Source organism: Pseudomonas sp. P105 (genome assembly GCF_032614175.1).
GTDB lineage: Bacteria > Pseudomonadota > Gammaproteobacteria > Pseudomonadales > Pseudomonadaceae > Aquipseudomonas > Aquipseudomonas rhizophila.
On record NZ_CP126693.1, the window covers coordinates 5,761,118 to 5,782,447 of the forward strand.

A 21,330-nucleotide genomic window follows, 5' to 3' on the forward strand; every position below is an offset into this window, starting at 1 on the left:
CCACAGACCTGAAGGTCATTAGATATTCTGCCGATCCCCCTTCGGATCGAAGAACACCGAAGAAACAATCTCTGCCTCGATCACGCTGCCGTCGGCCAATGGCGCGAACACGCGTTCGCCCATCCGCTTGAGGCCGCCCTTGACCACGCCCATGGCAAATGAGTAACCCAGGGAGTTGTGGGCGTAGCTGGACGTCACATGACCGACCATGGTCATCGGGATCGCCTGCTTGGTGTTGAACACCAGTTGCGCACCTTCCGGCAGCCAGACATTCGGGTCGATCGGCTTGAGGCCCACCAGTTGCTTGCGGTCCTCACGCACACAGTCTTCGCGATTCATGCCACGCCAGCCGATCCACGAGAACGGTTTGGTCCGGCCTACGCACCAGCCCATGTTCAGGTCGTCCGGGGTCATCGAGCTGTCAGTGTCCTGACCGACAATGATAAAGCCCTTCTCGGCCCGCAATACGTGCATGGTCTCGGTGCCATACGGGGTCAGGTTGTATTTCTTCCCGGCCTCGACGATCTGCTCGAGCACGCCCATGGCGTAGTCGGCCTGCACGTTGACTTCGTACGACAGTTCGCCGGTGAACGAGATACGGAACACCCGCGCCGGTACACCACCCACCAGGCCTTCTTTCCAGGTCATGAACGGGAAAGCGTCCTTGTCCAGGTCGATGTCGGTGACTTCGCTCAGCAGCTTGCGGCTGTTGGGGCCCGACAGGGTCATGGTCGCCCAGTGGTCGGTAACCGAAGTGAAGTACACCTTCAGGTCCGGCCATTCGGTCTGGTGATAGATCTCCAGCCATTGCAGCACGCGCGCCGCGCCGCCAGTGGTGGTGGTCATCACGAAATGGTTGTCCGCCAGACAGGCCGTCACGCCATCGTCGAAGACCATGCCGTCTTCCTTGCACATCAAACCGTAGCGGGCCTTGCCCACGTCGAGCTTGGTCCAGGCGTTGGTGTACACGCGGTTAAGGAACTCGCGGGCGTCCGGGCCCTGGATATCGATCTTGCCCAGAGTCGAGGCATCCAGCAGGCCGACGCTATCGCGCACGGCTTTGCATTCGCGCTTGACCGCAGCGTGCATGTCTTCGCCGTTCTTCGGGAAGTACCAAGGGCGCTTCCACTGGCCGACGTCTTCGAATTCAGCACCGTTTTTCACATGCCAGGCATGCAGCGCGGTGAAGCGTACCGGTTCGAAGATGTGCCCGCAGTGCCGCCCGGCTATCGCGCCGAAGGTCACCGGCGTGTAGTTCGGGCGGAACATGGTGGTGCCCATCTGCGGGATGCTCACGTTCAGCGAGCGAGCCGCGATGGCCAGGCCGTTGACGTTGCCCAGCTTGCCCTGGTCAGTACCAAAGCCCAGTGCGGTGTAGCGCTTGACGTGTTCGACCGACTCGAAGCCTTCGCGGGTGGCGAGTTCGATGGCGGCGGCAGTGACGTCGTTCTGCAGGTCGACGAATTGCTTCGGCGCCCGTGCAGTGGATTTTTCATGCGGCACCTGGAACAACGCCAGGGTCGGTTCTTCCTGGCGGCTCAGGGCTTTGGGCAACACACCCTCCACCGCTTTGAAACCGGCTTCGTTGGCCGCGCGCACGCCACCTTCGAAACCATCGGCCAAGGTGTCACCCAGGCTGTAGACGCCATTCACGCCGCCGACGCACACGCGCTTCTGCGGTGCTTCGCCCGGTACGAAACCAAGGATGTCTTCGCGCCAGATCGGCTTGCCGCCCAGGTGCGAAGCCAGGTGAACCACTGGGCTGTAGCCGCCGGAGCTGGCCACCAGGTCGCAGTCCAGCCATTCGCCGGGACTGGTGACCTTGTGCGCCTTGACGTCGATGGCGGCGATGCGGGCCCCGGTGACGCGCTTGCTGCCACGAGCCTCGATCACGGCGCTGCCGGTGAGGATGCGGATGCCTTTGGCACGCGCCTCTTCCACCAGCGCACCACGCGGGTTGCTGCGGGCGTCGGCGATGGCCACCACTTGCAGGCTGGCGTCGAGCCAGTCCAGCGCCACGCGATAGGCGTGGTCGTTGTTGGTGCTCAGTACCAGTTTCTTGCCCGGTGCCACGCCATAGCGGCGCACGTAGGTGGAGACCGCGCCGGCCAGCATGTTGCCCGGTACGTCGTTGTTGCCGTAGACCAGCGGCCGTTCGCAGGCACCAGTCGCCAGCACCACGCGCTTGGCGCGGACCCGGTTGATGCGCTGGCGGACCTGGCCGATTGGCGCGCGATCACCCAGGTGGTCGGTGAGGCGCTCGTGGATGGTCAGGAAGTTATGGTCGTGGTAACCGTTCACCGTGGCGCGCGGCAACAGCACCACATCTGGCATCGACTTGAGCTCAGCCACAACAGCAGCCACCCATTCGGTCGCTGGTTTGCCATCCAGGCTCTCGCGGGAATCGAGCAGGCTACCGCCGAACTCTTCCTGCTCGTCGGCCAGGATCACCCGTGCACCGCTGCGGGCCGCGGCCAATGCGGCAGCCAGGCCAGCAGGGCCGGCGCCGACAACCAGCACGTCGCAATGACGGTTCATGTAGTCGTAGGTGTCCGGGTCGTTCTCGGTCGGCGAGCGACCCAGGCCCGCGGCCTTGCGGATGTACTTTTCGTAAGTCATCCAGAACGATTGCGGGTACATGAAGGTTTTGTAGTAGAAGCCCGGCGGCATCAGCTTGCCGCCGACCTTGCCGAGAATACCCATCATGTCGTTGTTCACGTTCGGCCAGCCGTTGGTACTGGTGGCGACCAACCCTTGATACAGCGCCTGTTGCGTGGCGCGCACGTTAGGGATCTGCGTGGCTTCGGTGGCGCCGATCTGCAGTACCGCGTTCGGCTCTTCGGCGCCGGCGGCAAAGATGCCACGCGGACGGGAATACTTGAAGCTGCGGCCGATGATGTCGACGCCGTTGGCCAGCAGTGCAGCGGCCAGGGAATCGCCCTCGAAGCCTTTATAGGTCTGACCGTTGAAGGTGAAGCTCAGCACTTTGTTGCGGTCGATCCGTCCGCCGTTGGACAGGCGATTGATCTGGCTCATACCTTCTCTCCCAGAGCCTGCGCGGCCGCTTTCGGACTGTCAGCCTTGTCGGTGAATTGCGGCTTTTGGCCGATCTTGTAGGTTTCCAGAATCTCGTAGGTCACGGTGTCACGGGTCACGTTGAAATACTGGCGGCAGCCGGCGACGTGGTCCCACAGCTCATGGTGCAACCCGCGCGGGTTGTCACGAAAGAACATGTAGTCGCCCCACTGCTCGTCGGTGCAGGCATTCGGATCCAGCGGACGCGGGATGTGCGCCTGGCCGGATGCATGGAATTCCTCTTCGGAGCGCAGTTCGCCGCAGTGAGGACAGAAGATGTGCAACATAGGGATTTCTCCTGTTAGTGGGCGACGGCAGCAGCGCCGTGTTCGTCGATCAGTGCACCGTTGTGGAAACGGTCGATGGAAAACGGCGCGGCCAGCGGGTGCATTTCACCCTTGGCCAGGCTTGCAGCGAAGACGTTGCCCGAGCCCGGGGTGGCCTTGAAGCCGCCAGTGCCCCAACCGCAGTTGAAGAACATGTTCGGCACCGGGGTCTTGGAAATGATCGGGCAGGCGTCCGGCGTGGTGTCAACAATGCCGCCCCATTGGCGGTTCATGCGTACGCGGGACAACACCGGGAACATCTCGACGATGGCCTGGACCGTGTGTTCGATCACCGGGTACGAGCCACGCTGGCCGTAGCCGTTGTAGCCGTCGATACCGGCACCGATCACCAGGTCGCCCTTGTCGGACTGGCTGATGTAGCCGTGCACCGCGTTGGACATGATCACGCTGTCGATAATCGGCTTGATCGGCTCGGACACCAGCGCTTGCAGCGGGTGGGATTCGATCGGCAGGCGGAAGCCCGCGAGCTTGGCCATGTGTCCGGAGTTACCGGCGGTGACCACACCGACGCGCTTGGCGCCGATGAAGCCCTTGTTGGTTTCCACACCGATGCACACGCCGTTTTCCTTGCGGAAACCGATCACTTCGGTCTGCTGGATCAGGTCCACGCCCAACGCGTCCGCCGCCCGGGCAAAGCCCCAGGCCACGGCATCGTGACGGGCCACGCCGCCGCGACGCTGGACGGTGGCGCCCATCACCGGGTAGCGGGTGTTTTTCGAGCAGTCCAGGTACGGAATCTCGTCGGCCACTTGTTTGGCGTTGAGCAGCTCGCCGTCCACGCCGTTGAGGCGGTTGGCACTGACGCGACGCTCGGAATCACGAATGTCCTGCAGGGTATGGCACAGGTTGTAGACGCCACGCTGGGAGAACATCACGTTGTAGTTCAGGTCCTGGGACAGGCCTTCCCAGAGTTTCATCGCATGTTCGTACAGGTGGGCCGATTCGTCCCACAGGTAGTTGGAGCGCACGATGGTGGTGTTGCGCGCGGTGTTACCGCCGCCCAGCCAGCCCTTCTCGACCACGGCCACGTTGGTGATGCCGTGTTCCTTGGCCAGGTAGTAGGCGGTCGCCAGACCATGCCCGCCACCGCCGACAATGACCACGTCGTAGACCTTTTTCGGGGTCGGCGTGCGCCACATCCGCTGCCAGTTTTCATGATGGCTGAGAGAGTGTTTGAAGAGGCCGAAGCCCGAATAGCGTTGCATAGTCATTACTCCAAAACCGACTCAGCGATAAACCGGGAAGTCCGCGCACAGGGCCGCCACTTGCTGGGCAACATTGGCCTCGACATCGGCATCGCCGAGGTTGTCGAGGATGTCGCAGATCCAGCCGGCCAGCGTCACGCACTGGGTGACCTTGAAGCCGCGCGTGGTCACCGCCGGGGTGCCGATGCGCAGGCCCGAGGTCACGAACGGCGATTGCGGGTCGTTCGGCACGGCATTCTTGTTGACGGTGATGTGCGCGCGGCCCAGGGCGGCGTCGGCGTCCTTGCCGGTCAGGCCCTGACGAATCAGGCTGACCAGGAACAGGTGGTTATCGGTACCGCCGGACACTACATCGTAGCCGCGCTTGATGAACACGCCAGCCATGGCCTGGGCGTTATCGATCACTTGCTGCTGGTAGGCCTTGAAACCTGGCTCCGCCGCTTCCTTGAAGCACACCGCCTTGCCGGCGATGACGTGCATCAGCGGGCCGCCCTGGGCACCGGGGAATACCGCAGCGTTGAGCTTCTTCTCGATCTCTTCGTTGGCCTTGGCCAGGATCAGGCCGCCACGCGGACCGCGCAGGGTCTTGTGAGTGGTGGTGGTGACCACGTCGGCGTAAGGCAGCGGGTTTGGATAAAGACCGGCAGCGACCAGACCGGCAACGTGGGCCATGTCGACGAACAGCAGGGCACCGACCTTGTCGGCGATCTGGCGGAAACGTGGGAAATCCAGGGTCTTGGAGTAGGCCGAGAAGCCGGCGACGATCATCTTCGGCTTGTGCTCGACCGCCAGGCGCTCGACTTCGTCGTAGTCGATCAGGCCGGTGGTGGTGTCGATGCCGTACTGAACCGCGTTGTAGAGCTTGCCCGAAGACGACACCTTGGCACCGTGGGTCAGGTGACCGCCGTGGGCCAGGCTCATGCCCAGGATGGTATCGCCGGCCTGTAGCAAGGCCAGGTACACGGCGCTGTTGGCCGAAGAACCGGAGTGCGGCTGGACGTTGGCGTAATCGGCACCGAACAACTGCTTGGCGCGCTCGATAGCCAGGGCCTCGACTTTGTCGACGTGCTCGCAGCCACCGTAGTAACGCTTGCCCGGATAACCTTCGGCGTATTTGTTGGTCAGGCCGCTGCCCTGGGCCTGCATCACACGTTTGCTGGTGTAGTTCTCTGACGCGATCAGCTCGATGTGATCTTCCTGGCGTTGCTCCTCGGCATTCATCGCCGCCAGCAGTGCATCGTCGTAACCCTGGATCTGGTCTTGCTTGCTGAACATCGCGTCTCTCCCAGCGGCGGCGGTGCGCCTTTCGTCTCGGTGAGGCACTGACCACCGTTCGGTCGTGCCCTTTGGAAGCGATGGTATGGCCGGCGCAGGCAGGTCAAATGCCTATGGACGCCACGCAAAGGTGCGTTTACGACATGCGTTCAAAGAGTCGGGGAGCAAGGCCTGTGGGATAGCACTGTGTTATCCCAAAGGCCTTGCTCCCATAGGGCTATGCGGCGATCTGGCGAACCGCGAGCAACAGCAGGAAATGCGCGGGATACAGACCGTAGGCCCAGCGCCGCATGGGCGGAGGATGAAAACGACCAGCGTGTCGCAAAAGCACCAGCCCAAGCCATGGCGCAAACAGACACGCCACCAACCCGCCGATCGCCACCGCATCCCCCAGCCAGGCCGCGCCATACAGCACCCGCCACTGGTTGGCCGCCAGGCACACCAAGCCTGGCAACAACGCGAAATACCAGGGCCGGCGAAATACCAGCAACATCGCCAGCGGCAGCAGGACGCCGAAAAAACCGAACATCAGCCGCGAGGAAAACAGCGCCGCCAGCAGCAACGCCCCCGCCGCCAGCAAACGCGCTTCCAGCGTATGGGTTTGCCAACTACGCGCCACCAGCAACCCGAGGGTCAGGGTCGGCAGCACGTTCAAGGTAGCCGGCACAGGAACAAACAACCGATAAGGAATTTCGCTCACTGAGCTGAACAGCAACAGCCAGCCCAGGTAACGCCATGAGCTCGCACTGGCCCCGTTGCGCGCTAGGTTCGCCGCCATCGCCAGACAGAAACAGGGGAACGCCAGACGTCCCGGCACATACAACCAATCGGCGGAGTAACCGACATATCGCAGATGATCGAGCACCATCGCCAACAGAGCCAACCACTTGAGCAGGTCCAAGGCTCCGTCGCGTCGGTTCATGGGTACAGCCGCCCTAGCGGTTTTGTGAGTTTCTGACAGAAACATCCAGTGTGTTCCCCCGCGAATCTTGGGTAAAGTGCGCACCACTATCGACCACCGCGTGCCGGACTCAAAGCACGCCGGACCACGGAATTCTCCATCCGGGAATTCTGTCAGGGATCTCTTACCCAGGACTCTCTATTTCAGGAGCAAGGCCATGACCGACAAGAGTCAACAATTCGCCAGCGACAACTATTCCGGCATTTGCCCCGAAGCCTGGGCGGCCATGGAAGAAGCCAACCAGGGTCATCAGCGGGCTTACGGCGATGACGAGTGGACCCACCGCGCGGCGGATGATTTCCGTGCCTTGTTCGAAACCGACTGCGAAGTATTCTTCGCGTTCAACGGCACCGCGGCCAACTCCCTGGCGCTGTCCTCGCTGTGCCAGAGTTACCACAGCGTGATCTGCTCGGAAACCGCCCACGTCGAAACTGACGAATGCGGCGCGCCGGAGTTCTTTTCCAATGGTTCCAAGCTGCTGGTGGCGCGCACCGAAAATGGCAAGCTGACCCCGGACTCGATCCGCGAGATCGCCCTCAAGCGCCAAGACATCCACTACCCCAAGCCTCGCGTTGTGACCCTGACCCAGGCCACGGAAGTCGGCAGCGTCTATACCCCGGAAGAAATCCGCGCCATCAGCGCCACCTGCAAGGAGCTGGGGCTGAACCTGCATATGGACGGCGCACGATTCTCCAACGCCTGCGCCTTCCTCGGCTGCTCACCGGCAGACCTGACCTGGAAAGCCGGGGTGGATGTACTGTGCTTTGGCGGGACGAAAAACGGCATGGCGGTGGGTGAAGCGATCCTGTTCTTCAACCACGACCTGGCAGAAGACTTCGACTATCGCTGCAAACAGGCCGGGCAACTGGCCTCGAAGATGCGCTTTCTCTCGGCGCCCTGGGTCGGCCTGCTGCAAAACGACGCCTGGCTCAAGCACGCCCGGCACGCCAACCACTGCGCCCAACTGCTGGCGCAACTAGTGAGCGACATCCCAGGCGTGGAACTGATGTTCCCGGTCCAGGCCAACGGCGTATTCCTGCAACTCTCGGAACCGGCCATCGCCGCGCTGACCGCCAAGGGCTGGCGCTTCTACACCTTCATCGGCAAGGGCGGCGCGCGGTTCATGTGCTCGTGGGACACCGAAGAAGCGCGGGTGCGGGAATTGGCGGTGGATATTCGGGAAGTGATGAGCGCCTGAGGCAACAACTGACATGATGATCGTTCCCACGCTCTGCGTGGGAACGCCTCTACGGACGCTCCGCGTTCGGCTCTTGGGGACGCAGAGCGTCCCTGGCTGCATTCCCACGCAGGAGCGTGGGAATGATCATCGAGGGTGTGCGGACTATTCCCACCCGCCTCGTGCCCTCTTCGTCTATCGCCAAACGTCTCGAAGACTGCAACATGGTCATTCCCCGCAGCAAAGGAATGCATCCCATGGGCCGGAGCCGCTACGTCATCACCGAACCCGACAAGCCCCACTTTCTCACCTGCACATTGATGGAATGGCTGCCGCTGTTCATTCGCCCCTACCTCGTCGATCACTTGCTCGGGTGCTGGCGCTATCAGCAAACCCATCAGAATTTGCAACTGTTCGGCTATGTCGTTCTGGAAAACCATCTGCATTTCGTTGCCCAGGCTCCGAACCTGAGCAAGTGTCTGCGTCAGTTCAAATCCTTTACGGCACGCCAGATTATCGACGACCTGCAAAGCAAAGGCGCTGAGCGGGCTTTGCAACGCCTGCGGTTCAGCAAACGAGCCCATAAGCAGGACAGGGTTTATCAGCTCTGGCAAGAAGGCTCACACGCGGAGCAGATTTATAGCGAAACGGTAATGCGCCAGAAGCTGGACTACATCCATTTCAACCCGGTGAAACGTGGATATGTGGAATTACCGGAACATTGGCGCTATTCCAGTGCGCGTAATTATGCGGGAATGGAAGGGTTGATTGAGATTCAGCGGTGGTATTAGCCCATAGACAGCAGACTGCGACGAAGCTGGGACGCAGAGCGCCCCTGGTTGCATTCCCACGCAGGAGCGTGGGAACGATCAGGTCGCGATGGTTGTGAAATCGATCGTTCCTCACGCTCTGCGTGGGAATGCAGCCCGGGACGCTCCGCGCTCCCCTTGCGCCGAGCATGTGTCAGAACTCGATCCGCACATCCCCCTTCGGCACGCTGCAGCACGACAGGATGTAACCTTCGGCCTCGTCGTCTTCGGTGATACCGCCGTTGTGGTCCATCTCCACTTCCCCGCCCAGTTTCAAAACCTTGCAGGTGCCGCAGATGCCCATACCGCAGGCCTTGGGAATCATCATGCCGAGCTTGGCGGCGGCGGCGTGGACGGTTTCTCCCGGCCCCACGCGAATACTCTTGCCAGAGGCGGTGAACTCCACCAGATGTAGGTCCGCCACATCGACTTCCGGGGCGTCGGCAGCCTGTTCGGCCTGTTCCACCGCGTCGGCGCGGGCTTCCGGTGGCGTGGCGCCGAAGGACTCCTCGTGGTAACGCGTCATGTCGAAGCCAGCGGCTTCCAGCAGGCGCTTGACCGCGTTCATGTAGGGCGTCGGGCCACAGCAAAACACTTCGCGCTCAAGGAAGTCCGGCGCCATCAGCTCCAGCATCTTGTGGTTCAGATAGCCGCGATACCCGGCCCAAGGCTCGCCCAGCCCATGTTTTTCGCAGATCAGGTGCAGGTTGAAGTTATCGATCCGCGACGCCATGTGTTCCAGCTCGCGGTGATAGATGATGTCCTTGGGCGAGCGGGCGCTGTGGATAAACACCATGTCGACGTTGGCATTGGTGTCGTAGTACCAGCGCGCCATGGACATCACCGGCGTGATGCCGACACCGCCACTGAGGTAAAGCACCTTGGGGTTCGAGAAGTCGATGGCATTGAACAGGCCGACCGGCCCGTGCACCGCCAGCTCCTGGCCTTCGTGCAGGGTGTCGTGCAGCCAGTTGGAAACCTTGCCCCCCGGTACGCGCTTGATGGTCACCGAAAAACTGTAGGGCACCGACGGCGAGCTGGAGATGGTGTAGGAGCGCATGATCGGCTGACCTTCGATTTCCAGCTCCAGGGTGACGAATTGCCCCGGCTTGAAAAAGAACAGAATCGGCTGATCAGCCATGAAACAAAAGGTGCGCACATCCCAGGTTTCCTGGATGACTTTGACACAACGGACAATGTGACGACCATTGGCCCAGGTCTGGGTGGTTACCGGGTTCAGGAAGCTGTTGGACATGCTGATCTCCACGGCCGACTGTCGGCCTCTTATGAGGCGATTCTGCGTATAGCGCGAATCGCCCATTTACCTATCTGCGACATTCACATGCTTACCGCGACCAGCCCCCAACGACCGGACCTTGCGCGTCGGGAACAGATTGGGCCATGTCGCCCATGGATAAGGTTCGCCCCCTGCGCGGCCCCACACTCGCCCCAACAGATAAATAATATTTTCTGCCTTGCGTAGCACATTTGATTAGCCACTTTCGCCGGCCACGTAGAGGGCCATGAGGATAAAACGATGGACGTCACCGCAACCCTGAGCCTGGGCGATCCGCTGGAACCCGCACGCAAGGCCACCGCGCAAATGCTGCAGGAACGCGAGCGCACTTTCTCGCTGCCGCAGCCGTTCTACTCCGATGAGCGCCTGTTTGATATCGACATGCAGGAAATCTTCCAGAAGGAATGGTTGATCGCCGGCATGACCTGCGAAATTCCGACAAAGGGCAACTACCTGACCCTGCAGGTTGGCAAGAACCCGATCATCGTGATTCGCGGCGCCGACGGCGTGGTGCATGCGTTCCACAACGTCTGCCGGCACCGTGGCTCGCGGCTGTGCACCAGCGAAAAGGGCAAGGTCGCCAAGCTGGTCTGCCATTACCACCAGTGGACCTACGAGCTGGACGGTCGCCTATTGTTCGCCGGCACCGAAATGGGCGCCGATTTCGACATGAACCAGTACGGCTTGAAGCCAGTGAACGTGAAGACCGCCGGTGGCTACATCTTCATCAGCCTGGCGGAGAACCCACCGGCCATCGACGACTTCCTGGCGACCTTGACCCATTACATGGAACCCTATGACATGGAAAACACCAAGGTGGCGGTGCAAACCACCTTGATGGAAAAGGCCAACTGGAAGCTGGTGCTGGAAAACAACCGCGAGTGCTACCACTGCGGCGGCGCGCACCCGGAACTGCTCAAGACCCTGCTGGAATGGGACGACGTCACCGACCCACGGGCCGACCAGGCATTCAAGGACCATGTAGCGGCCTCCGCCGCAGCCTGGGACGCCGAGAAAATCCCTTACGCCCACGCCAGTTTCGGCCTGCGCAACCGTATCGTGCGCATGCCGCTGCTCAAGGGCACCGTGTCGATGACCATGGACGGCAAGCAGGGCTGCGCCAAACTGATGGGCCGCATCAAGAACCCGGACCTGGGCTCGATGCGTATCCTGCACCTGCCCCACTCGTGGAACCACTGCATGGGCGACCACATCATCGTGTTCACCGTGTGGCCGATCAGCGCCCAGGAGACCATGGTCACCACCAAGTGGATCGTACACAAGGACGCGGTCGAAGGCGTGGACTACGACGTGGCACGCATGCGCCAGGTCTGGGACGCCACCAACGACCAGGACCGTCGCCTGGCCGAAGAAAACCAGCGCGGCATCAACTCCACCGCCTACCAGCCAGGCCCGTACTCCAAGACTTATGAGTTCGGCGTGGTGAACTTCGTCGACTGGTACAGCGAGCGCATGCTCAACAACCTGGGGGCGGAACCTGCGCCGTACCTCAAGGGCGTTCCGGTCCAGGGCTAAGTCAAAAGCATCGCGAGCAAGCTCGCTCCCACAGGGGTTCTGTGTCGTTCACAAAACCTGTGGGAGCGAGCTTGCTCGCGATAGCGGCCTGACATTCACCGACTACCGGGAAGACCACCGCACACTGCCATCCTCCCCATAAAACGTCTCGACAATCTCCTCCCCCACCAGCCGCACCTTCACATACCCGTTCAACACCCGTTCCGGGTACGCCTCATCCCCCGCCAGTTGCGTTTCCGACCACAACACCCCGGCATGTCCGTTCAACTCGCTGGTGGTGCCGTAGGGAATCGCTCCGTGCCCGGCACAGCGTGCGTGCAGCCCGCCTTGGGGCGCGTAGCAGATGCCATTGTGCAGATGCCCCCAATACCAGTAGTCCGGCTCACGCCCCAGTGCATCGCAGACCGGTTGGTAAAGCGCGGTCTTGTGGTGCCCGGAAATATCGAAGCCCTGGTGATGACTGAGCACCATCAGCTTTTTGCGCTTGGGCAGGTTTTTCATCCAGTCGATCTGTTGCGCGTTGAGGGTGCCATCCATGTACAGATTCATCGCGTCCGAGGCGTAGGCACTGTCGAGGCCGACCACCAGCCAATCGTCGTTGTACAGGGCAAAGTAACTGGTGCCCTGTTGCACCGGGAAACGCTTGGCCAGCTCCTTGAAATAACCGTGGGCGCCGCTGTACATCTCGTGGTTGGAATTGAGCGTGAACGAGCCGTGCTTGCCCTGGGGCCAGCCGACCATGTCGACGTCCTCCTGGGAATGGGTGCCGGCGTAATACACATCGCCCAGATGGATGGTGAAGTCAGCCTCGGCCAGTTGCATCTGATTGGCGACAGCCACGGCCGGAGCATGACTGTCGAACGGTCCGGTGCCCCAGTCGCCGGCAATCGCCAACACCACGTCGCTGTCCATTTTCACCAGTGCCGGGTTAGTGGCGAACGGCGCGTGATGGCGCAGGTTCTCGATCCACTTGAGCAACGCCTCACTCCACAACAGGTCGAGCAACTCCCATTTGCGGCAACCGAGCAAGGTGCCGTCCTTGAGCACGCGGGTCGGCAGCTCGTCCTCGGTTTGCGGCAAGGCGCTGGCATTGCCAATCTTCAGGATCGAAAGACCGTGGGCCAGCTCCCACGGCACGGCCGGTTCGTCATCCGGCAGGTCGCCGTGATCGATGACGTGCCGGGCCTGATCGTGGCCACGCTGGAGCAGCTTGACGATGGCCTCGAACTCTTCGGGCTCCAGGTCGTTGACGAGTTTTTTCCAGGACATCTCCAGCCGCGTGACCAACCCGTGCAGGCGGACTTTGACCTTGTCGAACTCATGTTCCCAATGGTGCAGTAATGACATGTGAACGCTCCTTCGCAGTGCCCTGGGCTACAGGGTTTTCATGAATTCGATCAGGGCCCGTTTGTCGACATCCGACAACTGCGTGCCATACAGGTGGCCGCCGTTGTGGTTGCCTTCCAGGCGGGTGTCGTATTTGAAATCCGCCGACGCCTTCATCTGCGCGCCGCTGGTGATGAAGCCGACCTTCTCCTGGTCGTAGATATCGGAGCCGGTGTAGAACACTTGCGGCCGCAACTCGGGCGGTTGCAACAAGTCCCACAGGGTCGGCACCGAGCCGTTGTGCAGGTACGGCGCCCTTAGCCAGATGCCGTCGGTGGGGGTGTTGCTGTAGCTCTGGGTCTTGCGGTACGCGCCGAAGTCGAACGGCGGTTTCTTGAAGCCGTGGAACGCCGTCACCAGCCCGACGGTGAAGGAGTTCAGGCGATGGGGATCGGTGCCCAACTGGTCGATGTTGGTAGTGACCTGTCCTGTGTCGGCACGGCCGAAGTCGTGGCAAGCGGCACAGTTCTGCTCCCAGATCGGTTTGCCCTGGGCGACTTTCGCCTGGTCCAGGGCGAACGGCCAGGCCGGCGCCTTGTGGCCCAGCAGCCAATTGGTCACCCGGTTGAAACTCGGCGGCAGCACCGATTGCGGTGTCGCGCCCACGGCCATGGCCGCCGCGTAGTTGCGTTCGTGAATCTTGTTGTTATTGCCGTCCCAATGCAGATACATCGACTCACGGGGTTTCTGGTTCCAGACCTGCGGCAAGTCCACGGTGCCGATGGTGGAGTCATCCGGGAAGCCGAACACCACCATTTTGGTCGGGTTGAAGGTATCGGTCCGCCCCGGACCTTGGGCCGGGCGCAGTTTCTGCCAGGCGTAGGCCTGCTTCTGCTTGAGTAGCGCGCTCTTGGCCATCGGGATGATCAGGTAACGGTTGTACAGTTTTTCGAAAAAACCGAGCTGGAACTTGCTGTTGATCGCCGCCATGACCGCATCTGGGGTGAATTTCGGGTCGCTGGCACAATCGTAGGCAAACCACTGGAAGGCCTGCAGTTGCAGGGTGTTGGCCGGCGCGCTGGCGACCGGAACCGCTATGTCACTGGCATTGGCCCGGTACGAGCCGGTGTGGCACAGCGCGCAGTTCGGCTCCACGGTGGGGTAGCCCAGTTGCCGCTTGGCCATGCCAATCGGCAGGTCGTTGCCGTTCTCATAGAGAAACCCGAACACCTCGTAACCGCCGGGCTTGGGCAGTTTTTCCGGGCACATCTGCGGCAGCACGGCGAACAGGTAATAAGGGATCCGCGCTTCGATGCCCAGGCCGATGGCGGCGTATTTGTAATGGTCTTCGTCGGAGGCAAAATCCGGTTGCGGCACCTCTCGGATCATCTGGTACCAGGTCTGGTAGCCGATAAAACCCAGCACCAGCAGCATCACCAGCATGCCAACCTTGAAACTATGGCTCTGCCAGCGCCGCGCCCAGCCGGCGCGCCACTCCCGCCAACCGGCGCAGAGCAAGGCCAGTGGACGATGGGCCACCGGGCTGCCCAGGTACAGCAGCACGCCCAGAATCAGGAACATGCTCAAGTCGCCCATCAACATCGGCACGAACAACTGACCCTGGTTGTTAGTGTTGATCAGGTAGATCCAGAACACCACCGCCACCAGCCGCGACAGCACGCACAACCACGAATGCACCACGAAACGCGGCGCGTTGAACCCCGAGGGCATGTAGAACAGGCTGATCCCCACCAGCAACATGCCGGTGTTTTCCAGCCAGGGATCGGACAGCACGGGCGGCAGGCCGAGCATGGACGTCAGCAACGCCGGCGCGAACAGCGCCGGAATCGCGAAGACCATGTTCATCACAATGCCCACCCAGATGATGCGTTGGAACCAACGGATGTAAGTGTTCATGGCATCCTTTTCCTTATTCTTGACCCTCGAGATGCGGCGCTCTGGCGACCGCCATCGCGAGCAAGCTCGCTCCCACACTGGATATGTGGCGTGCACGAATTCAGCGGCGCATAGCCCCCTGTGGGAGCGAGCTCGCTCGCGATGCAGTCGACTCGGTCTTGCGTCAACCGAGCGCGGTCTTCTCCAGGTGTTCAAGGATGATCGGGTACACATCCACCACCGCGTCCTTGCCAAAAATGCAGTCGATGTGGCCGTAGCCCGGCACTTCGTGACGACTGAACAGTTGCGGGCCGTGCATATCGCACAGTCGCTCGTAGGTCTTGAGGGTGCTTTGAGGGAGGTAGCACTGGTTCTCGGCGCCGCTGATGAAGCAGATCGGCAATTTCAACCGATCGAAATGCGGCATGTAGACGTCGTTGCCCTTGAAGTCCACCAGGTGCCCCTTGCGCACGATCAGCGCCAGGTGCTCGAAGGTCTGGATGTTCGACTCACCGAACAATTCATGCAGGTTGTCGTGCAGGGTTTCGTTGAGGGTGTCGTGGCGGTACAGCGACGCATACATGAACGTGATGCGGTGGCAGACCGGGTTGGTGCAATAGCCCTGGGCCTCGATCCGGGCATAACCGTTGAGGGCCTTGTCGTAGAGTTTGTTGAACCAGCTTTCCTTGGTGTCGGCGTAGGCCGTGAGGGACTTGATGCCGATGGCATCGAGCATCCCCGGCAAATGCAAACCGGCCTTCAGTCCGGTGGCGGTGGCGACCACCGTGTCGGCGGCGATCTGCGAGCAGACCACCGAGCGCACCCCTTGCAGCCCCGCCAGCATCGACATGAAGAACGTCGTCGCACCGTAGCAATGCACCACGCACTGCACGTCACGGGCCAGCGTGGCCTGCTGGATCTGCTCGATAGCAGCCTTGAAGTCGTACTGGGCCACCTGGTCGCCGTTCCATTCATGCTTGCTGGCCGGCAGCAGGATGCTCACCCGCAAGTCCAGCAACCAGACGTCGTACTCGTGCTTGCACAGGTACTCCAGCAAGTTGGTCTGGATGGTGTCGGTGGAGAAAATATTCGACCCCACCCCCAGGCCATGCACCAGCATCACCGGGCCTTTGCTGCCCGCTTGATAGCGAGTCAGGCGTAGCTCGACGTTGTCCTCGGTCTGGAAGAAATGCACGGTCGGCGCCGGTGCGTCCAGCGGCCGCTTGCTGCGAGGCGGCGCGTCCGGATTGAAGTACACATCGCCAGCGAACACCCCGCCGTAGCTCTCCCACAAAATGCCGGCGAAGAACTTGCCGAAGCGGGCCAACGCTTCCACTCGCTCACGCTCGTTACGTGCGTTGAGCACTTTCATGGTGGTCATCTGCTTGGCGAAGTCGGCCGGCAGAATGTGCATCACCCCCGAGCCGATGACCTCGCCGCTCTTGTCCGGCCCGCGATACAGAGTGACATAGAGCGTGCTGGTGTCATGCCAGATGTTCAGTACCCCGTTGTCCTCGGGCACGGTCTTGAAGGCGCTGAAGTAATAATCGCTGCCATCCTCGGCGGTCAGTTTCATGTCGTAGTTCATGTGCCGCACATCCACCTGTTCCTGGTATTGCTCGAACAGGTTGAACACTCCGTTGCTGGCGACCAGCGGCTTGGGCGAAAGCATCGGCGCATCCAGCGTACCCACCAGGGTGGCGGCGTGTTCCGGTTCCTTGATCAGGCGATTGAGATCGGCGGCAGTGATGGTCAGGGTGAATTCGATGGGCGAGTTATCGGCTTTGCCGCGCTTGGCCGCGGCTTCGTAAAGCGAAAGATCAGTGCCCTGAGGCTGGGTGAAGGCTGTGGAAAAGTAGCCCTTCATGGTTTCAGTGAACTGCACGCCAAGGGTCGGCGCCGCCACCGGTTTGCGCGGGGCCGAAGGCAGGGTGTAGTCGATGATCCAGCCACGATCGGCCGCCAGCAGCCCCATGTTGCGCTCGCTCACCGCCGAGATGGTCAACAACGGGTTCACCGCCAGGGAAGTCGGGATCACCGCACCGTCCGTCACGTACAGACCGGGATAGACATCCGTCCCGCTGGCACCACTGAACACCTGGCCCTTGTGGTTGACCACGCCTTGCGTCGCGTCTTCCCCCATCACGCAGCCGCCCAAGGGATGGACCGAAACGATGCTGTGCTTGAGCAGCTTGGTCCAGATCGGATTCTCGACCCAGATCCCGCCCAACGCCTTGGTGCTCTGGTGCAAACGCTCATTGCCCAGGGTCACGTTTTCCTGCTCGCCGACGCCGGGCCAGTCGATGCGCAACTGGTCCTTGTTGTCGAGCACCATGCGCCCCTTGCCGTTGTCGTGACTCATGATCAGGTACGTCTGCATGTTATGCAGCGCGCCGTAGTACGGGCCGCGCAGAAAGCTCTCGGCTTCCCGGGCCTTGTACTTGAGGCTGGCACCCAGGCCCGTGTCGGTGGGCACGCCGATCATCCCGGCGAACGCCGCCATGCTCGGCACCATGGGCCGACCGAGTGCGCCGGGGATCGAGCCTTCCTCGATGACCATGCGGCTGCGCCAGTCACCCTCGGTACGCATGTCGATGATCGAGGTGATGCACGGTCCCACCGGCTCCAGCTCCTTGGCCGAGTGGGCGCCGAAACCGATACCGTTGATGGTCTGGTCGCAGTTGTGGCCAAACCCGAGGATGTCGCCGTTGCCGCTCATGTTCTCGCCCAGTTGACTGGACATCGACAGGCCTTTGTCCCGAGAACGCAGCATGATCTCGGTAGAGCCCAGGGTGCCGGCGGACACCACGACGATGTCGGCGCGCACGAACAGGGTTGGCGCCGAGAACAGCTCTCGGCCGCTGTCCAGGTACTGGAAATGCACGATCCAGCCGTCGCCGTCGCGCTCCAGGTGCCGCACCTGGGCCTGACAGAAAATCTCCGCACCATGGTTCCAGGCATCCGGCAGGTAATTCATCAGCGTGGTGTTCTTGGCCTTGTTGTTACAGCCCGAGACGCAATCCCCACAGCCGTTGCACGGCAACTGCTCGACGCCGACGTGGTTCAGGTTGTTGGGCAACTTGTCGAATGTCACGTTGATGGGCGGTTTGTAGAAATGTGCGTCCTGCTTGAGATAACTCGCCGACTTGCGGTTGGCGTCGAGCTTGGGCAGGTTCGGCGACGCATCTGGGTAAGGGTTGGGCTTGAGCATTTCCCGAGCCCGCGCATAACCGTCCTTGAGCAGCGTGTCGCAATGGTCACGCACCGCCTGCGGCCAGCGCGAGTCCTCGAACACACCGGGCTCCGGCTCCAGCGAAACGTTGGCGTTGATCAGCGAAGTGCCGCCCAGGCCGCAACCGACCACCACGTTCTGCTGGGCGTTGACGTGCAGGTCGAACAGTCCGGTGCGCGACCCGATGTGACCGTCCGGGTCATGCACCTGCAACTCTTCGGTGGCCGCAAGCATGGTGTTGGGGTATTCGCCGGGCTGGATCTCCCGGCCCCGCTCCAGCAGACAAACCTTGCGCCCAGCCCGGGACAGGCGTGACGCAGCAATGCCACCGCCGTAGCCGGAACCAATGACGATAACGTCGTAATGCTCCTTGATTTCGCTAATGGGGGTCGAGATCCGTGTCATGTTCAAGTCCTCTCAGGCAGATGGGGCAACTCTGCGGTTGCCTGCAAATCGACAGGCGCACGAACGCCTGGCCACTATCCCGTACGGGTTGGAGCGGCAGTCAACGGTGTTACAGGGGAAACTCAGGGCTCAACAAGGCGCTATAGACGCGCACGCTGATTGGTGGCACGACGACGTCTGCGTTTGGGTAACCGGGTGGGAGGGGTCGGAGTACAGGTCGCAGCAGAGATCGGGTACCAGCAGGGGGGCTTGCTATCCATCATGCGTTCTCCCTGAACCAGATGTGGATAAAGTGGCGGTGTCCTTGTGCCATGAGTGAAGACAGCTGCCAGGGCCACGTCAAGGTGGATCCTTAGAACTGTATGAAATTTGATCTATAGCGTCTGGGCCTATACCCGCCGTGGCTCTTACACTTTCGCAAACAAGTTATCCACATGTCCACCCACAGCTAATGGGGACAAGTGCCTCATTGCGACTGATTTTTTTAAGTAAAAGCTAAAGAAAAACCGTGACTTATGAACAAAGAGCGTTTCCTTTCCATATAGGTCAAAAACTGATCAACCACCTGAAAGCCTTGTCTGTCCTGGCTTCTGAAGGAGAGCGAACACCTTATCCACAGAAGCGCCAACAGTGTTTGGGGGTAATTCTGACGGTTCTGTGGAAAACCGCGGCTACGGCCGGTAAATCGAGGTTTTAGCGGAGCTTTCCGGATAAAAACGACGAATTGATCATTTTATGATCAATCCCATGAAGGCCCCGTTCCGTATGGCTTGTAGAGGGTAGCGAACATCTTATCCACAGAAGCGCCAACAGAGATTGGGGGCAAGTAGCGTCTTGCGATCATGCTTATTCACAAACAAAATCGAGAAAAAACCGGGAGTTAGGCTGGTTGTTTTTTAAGCGCACGCTTGGGGAGCTTGATCTGCGTGGGGTGTGGCGAGGGGCGAACAGGTTATCCACAGAGGCGCGCACAGGGATTGTGGGTAAACCTCAGCCCCTTGTGGGAGCGAGCCTGCTCGCGATAAGGCCATGCCAGTCAACATGGAGGTGAATGGAAGACCGCTATCGCGAGCAGGCTCGCTCCCACAAGGGTGTCTGGTGAGGCCGTCGTAATGGTTAAGGCCGATGCATCAAATACGCCTCCCCCGTCACCCGAATCAGCGGATGCGGGACGACCTGGCAGGTTTTGACGATGCCAAAACCGTGGCGCTCATAAAAGCGCCGGGCGCCGGTGTTCGCTGCGTAGTCGATCAAGCTGAGGCCTTTGAGCGCCAGTTGATCGGCACGTTGTTGCGCCCGCTCGAGAAAACGCACGCCGAGCCCCTTGTTACGCCACCCTTCATGCAGGGCCAGGCTCGATATATAGAGGGTATCGGGGACTTCCATGTCGGCGTAGGGCGCCAGGATCGGATCAGTGACGGGAGTCGCCTGCGGATCCTCACGCGTCACGTAACAATGCATCATGCCGATGACCTGTCCGCCGGCTTCTGCAATAAGGCAGTTCTGGTAGGAAAAATCGACATCCTCACGGGCATAGCGAGCAGCCCCGACCTCCAGCAGATCCTGCCCGGGCTCCGCCAGCTGGCTCCAGATGTAATCCGACGCGCCCTCTGAGGAAATCCGGAACAGACGAGCGATCTCCCGTGTATCCGTGGGCAACGCCGGACGAAATTCAACTTCCATTGATGTGGCTCCATTAGCTGTCAAACAGCTTTTTTTAGGCGCAAGTTTGAGTCACGACAACATGCCAGGGCAGCGGTTTTATGGCTGGATGTTGCAGCGGGTCAGATTGGACGTTTTTTGAGCGAAGGCTTGAAAGGCCTGATTTGCGCGGTGTCCGGATAGGATCGAACAGGTTATCCACAGAGGCGCGCACAGGGATTGTGGGTAAACCTCAGCCCTTGTGGGAGCGAGCCTGCTCGCGATGGGGCCATGTCAGTCAACCTGGAGGTGAATGGAAGACCGCTATCGCGAGCAGGCTCGCTCCCACAAGGGACAAGGTGAGCCTGGATTTAGCGAACCACCCCTTCCTCAATCAGCAACTTGAGAATCGCCTCGGCGCCCGCCTCCGGGCTCACGCCTTTGAGCACCTGCCCACCTCCGCCGCTGGCCTTGGCCGTGGCGGCTTTCATGCGGTCGGCGCCGCTCTTGGCCTTGATCACTTTCAGGCGTTTGGGCCGTGGTTTGGCCGGTTGCAGGGTCGCCACCGCCAACAGGGCGTCGTCGATCACCTCGACTTCTTCAGCGTGCAACGCCCCGCGTCGGGCCGGGCCGTAGGCGCTTTGCCGGGGTTTGGGGGCCGCGTTATCCACCGTGGCGAGGAACGGCAGGCGCACTTTGAGACGTCGCCGCTGGCCGCGGGGCAAGGCTTGCAGCACCAAGGCTACGCCACTGTCGATGGATTCGACCTGGGCCAACCCCACCACCAGCGGCCAGCCGAGATTTTCTGCCAGCAGGAACGGCAACATGCCGGAACCCTCGCCGGTTTCCGCCTGACTGCCGGTGAGCACCACTTGGGCTCCCGCGTCACGCAGATAGTCGGTCAGGGCCGGCAGTGCGTCGGCGCCTGCGGGGTTATCCAGTACGTAGAGTTCGTCCAGACCCATGCCCAGATAGGCGCGCAGGGCCGGTTCAGCCACGTCGCCTGCGTGCAGCACTTGCAGGTCGTTGCCGGCCAGTTGCAGGCCCAGTTCCACGGCCCGCGCATCCTGCTCGGCGCGCCGGGGCCGACCGGAGGTGGGGTGGGCGCCGATGGACACCAGGCTGATCACTTGAGTACTCATGGTTGA

General features: G+C 61.2%; 14 protein-coding genes. 3 read left to right on the forward strand and 11 right to left on the reverse strand.

Annotated features, from left to right (window positions below):
* Positions 1-18 precede the first annotated feature (18 nt).
* From QOM08_RS25900 to QOM08_RS25920, 5 genes are all read right to left on the reverse strand, one after another.
* The gene (locus tag QOM08_RS25900; RefSeq protein WP_047228144.1) at positions 19-3,036 is read right to left on the reverse strand and encodes a sarcosine oxidase subunit alpha; all 3,018 of its coding nucleotides are present in this window, start codon (positions 3,034-3,036) and stop codon (positions 19-21) included.
* Positions 3,033-3,362: a sarcosine oxidase subunit delta gene (locus QOM08_RS25905; RefSeq protein ID WP_003206305.1), complete on the reverse strand. Its 330-nt coding sequence runs from the start codon at positions 3,360-3,362 to the stop codon at positions 3,033-3,035. The genes QOM08_RS25900 and QOM08_RS25905 overlap by 4 nt, the downstream gene beginning before the upstream one ends.
* Before the next feature lie 14 nt (positions 3,363-3,376).
* Positions 3,377-4,627, reverse strand: a complete 1,251-nt coding sequence (locus QOM08_RS25910; protein WP_003177603.1) for a sarcosine oxidase subunit beta — start codon at positions 4,625-4,627, stop codon at positions 3,377-3,379.
* 21 nt (positions 4,628-4,648) lie between these two features.
* Entirely contained in the window at positions 4,649-5,902 is a 1,254-nt protein-coding gene (gene glyA, locus QOM08_RS25915) for a serine hydroxymethyltransferase (RefSeq protein ID WP_047228145.1), read from the reverse strand.
* Positions 5,903-6,119: 217 nt separating this feature from the next.
* The gene (locus QOM08_RS25920; RefSeq protein WP_188251822.1) at positions 6,120-6,824 is read right to left on the reverse strand and encodes a TraX family protein; all 705 of its coding nucleotides are present in this window, start codon (positions 6,822-6,824) and stop codon (positions 6,120-6,122) included.
* A 196-nt stretch (positions 6,825-7,020) separates the two neighbouring features.
* Here QOM08_RS25920 and QOM08_RS25925 point away from each other — a divergent pair, with 196 nt between their 5' ends.
* Together QOM08_RS25925 and QOM08_RS25930 are read left to right on the forward strand one after the other, a co-directional pair.
* On the forward strand, positions 7,021-8,061 hold the full coding sequence (locus tag QOM08_RS25925; RefSeq protein WP_047228147.1) for a threonine aldolase family protein: 1,041 nt from the start codon (positions 7,021-7,023) through the stop codon (positions 8,059-8,061).
* A gap of 236 nt (positions 8,062-8,297) precedes the next feature.
* Positions 8,298-8,831 (forward strand): REP-associated tyrosine transposase, encoded by a 534-nt coding sequence (locus QOM08_RS25930; RefSeq protein WP_160894082.1) that lies wholly within the window; start codon positions 8,298-8,300, stop codon positions 8,829-8,831.
* A 172-nt stretch (positions 8,832-9,003) separates the two neighbouring features.
* Here QOM08_RS25930 and gbcB read toward each other — a convergent pair whose 3' ends face one another.
* A complete protein-coding gene (gene gbcB, locus QOM08_RS25935) occupies positions 9,004-10,104 on the reverse strand; it encodes a glycine-betaine demethylase subunit GbcB (protein ID WP_047228148.1) in 1,101 nt (366 codons plus the stop codon).
* 282 nt (positions 10,105-10,386) lie between these two features.
* Between gbcB and gbcA the strand changes: the two genes are divergently transcribed.
* The gene (gene gbcA / locus QOM08_RS25940; RefSeq protein ID WP_188251823.1) at positions 10,387-11,682 is read left to right on the forward strand and encodes a glycine-betaine demethylase subunit GbcA; all 1,296 of its coding nucleotides are present in this window, start codon (positions 10,387-10,389) and stop codon (positions 11,680-11,682) included.
* A gap of 102 nt (positions 11,683-11,784) precedes the next feature.
* Here the strand turns inward: gbcA and QOM08_RS25945 are convergent, their stop codons facing one another.
* From QOM08_RS25945 to QOM08_RS25965, 5 genes are all read right to left on the reverse strand, one after another.
* Positions 11,785-13,029 (reverse strand): metallophosphoesterase family protein, encoded by a 1,245-nt coding sequence (locus QOM08_RS25945; RefSeq protein ID WP_188251824.1) that lies wholly within the window; start codon positions 13,027-13,029, stop codon positions 11,785-11,787.
* 27 nt (positions 13,030-13,056) lie between these two features.
* Positions 13,057-14,925, reverse strand: coding sequence for a hypothetical protein (locus QOM08_RS25950; RefSeq protein WP_188251825.1), 1,869 nt, complete (start codon positions 14,923-14,925; stop codon positions 13,057-13,059).
* Between the two features lie 163 nt (positions 14,926-15,088).
* Complete coding sequence (locus tag QOM08_RS25955) at positions 15,089-18,541, reverse strand: GMC oxidoreductase (protein ID WP_107323023.1); 3,453 nt, start codon at positions 18,539-18,541, stop codon at positions 15,089-15,091.
* 1,116 nt (positions 18,542-19,657) lie between these two features.
* Entirely contained in the window at positions 19,658-20,224 is a 567-nt protein-coding gene (locus tag QOM08_RS25960; RefSeq protein ID WP_188251826.1) for a GNAT family N-acetyltransferase, read from the reverse strand.
* Positions 20,225-20,553: 329 nt separating this feature from the next.
* Positions 20,554-21,324 (reverse strand): electron transfer flavoprotein subunit beta, encoded by a 771-nt coding sequence (locus QOM08_RS25965; RefSeq protein WP_047230385.1) that lies wholly within the window; start codon positions 21,322-21,324, stop codon positions 20,554-20,556.
* Positions 21,325-21,330: the final 6 nt, after the last annotated feature.

Coding starts and splice junctions, on each gene's coding strand:
- QOM08_RS25965 (WP_047230385.1), bottom strand. CDS start 21,324: ATGAGTACTCAAGTGATCAGCCTGGTGTCCATCGGCGCCCACCCCACC.
- QOM08_RS25900 (WP_047228144.1), bottom strand. CDS start 3,036: ATGAGCCAGATCAATCGCCTGTCCAACGGCGGACGGATCGACCGCAAC.
- QOM08_RS25910 (WP_003177603.1), bottom strand. CDS start 4,627: ATGCAACGCTATTCGGGCTTCGGCCTCTTCAAACACTCTCTCAGCCAT.
- QOM08_RS25925 (WP_047228147.1), top strand. CDS start 7,021: ATGACCGACAAGAGTCAACAATTCGCCAGCGACAACTATTCCGGCATT.
- QOM08_RS25930 (WP_160894082.1), top strand. CDS start 8,298: ATGGGCCGGAGCCGCTACGTCATCACCGAACCCGACAAGCCCCACTTT.
- QOM08_RS25960 (WP_188251826.1), bottom strand. CDS start 20,224: ATGGAAGTTGAATTTCGTCCGGCGTTGCCCACGGATACACGGGAGATC.
- QOM08_RS25950 (WP_188251825.1), bottom strand. CDS start 14,925: ATGAACACTTACATCCGTTGGTTCCAACGCATCATCTGGGTGGGCATT.
- gbcA (WP_188251823.1), top strand. CDS start 10,387: ATGGACGTCACCGCAACCCTGAGCCTGGGCGATCCGCTGGAACCCGCA.
- QOM08_RS25920 (WP_188251822.1), bottom strand. CDS start 6,824: ATGAACCGACGCGACGGAGCCTTGGACCTGCTCAAGTGGTTGGCTCTG.
- QOM08_RS25905 (WP_003206305.1), bottom strand. CDS start 3,362: ATGTTGCACATCTTCTGTCCTCACTGCGGCGAACTGCGCTCCGAAGAG.
- QOM08_RS25955 (WP_107323023.1), bottom strand. CDS start 18,541: ATGACACGGATCTCGACCCCCATTAGCGAAATCAAGGAGCATTACGAC.
- glyA (WP_047228145.1), bottom strand. CDS start 5,902: ATGTTCAGCAAGCAAGACCAGATCCAGGGTTACGACGATGCACTGCTG.
- QOM08_RS25945 (WP_188251824.1), bottom strand. CDS start 13,029: ATGTCATTACTGCACCATTGGGAACATGAGTTCGACAAGGTCAAAGTC.
- gbcB (WP_047228148.1), bottom strand. CDS start 10,104: ATGTCCAACAGCTTCCTGAACCCGGTAACCACCCAGACCTGGGCCAAT.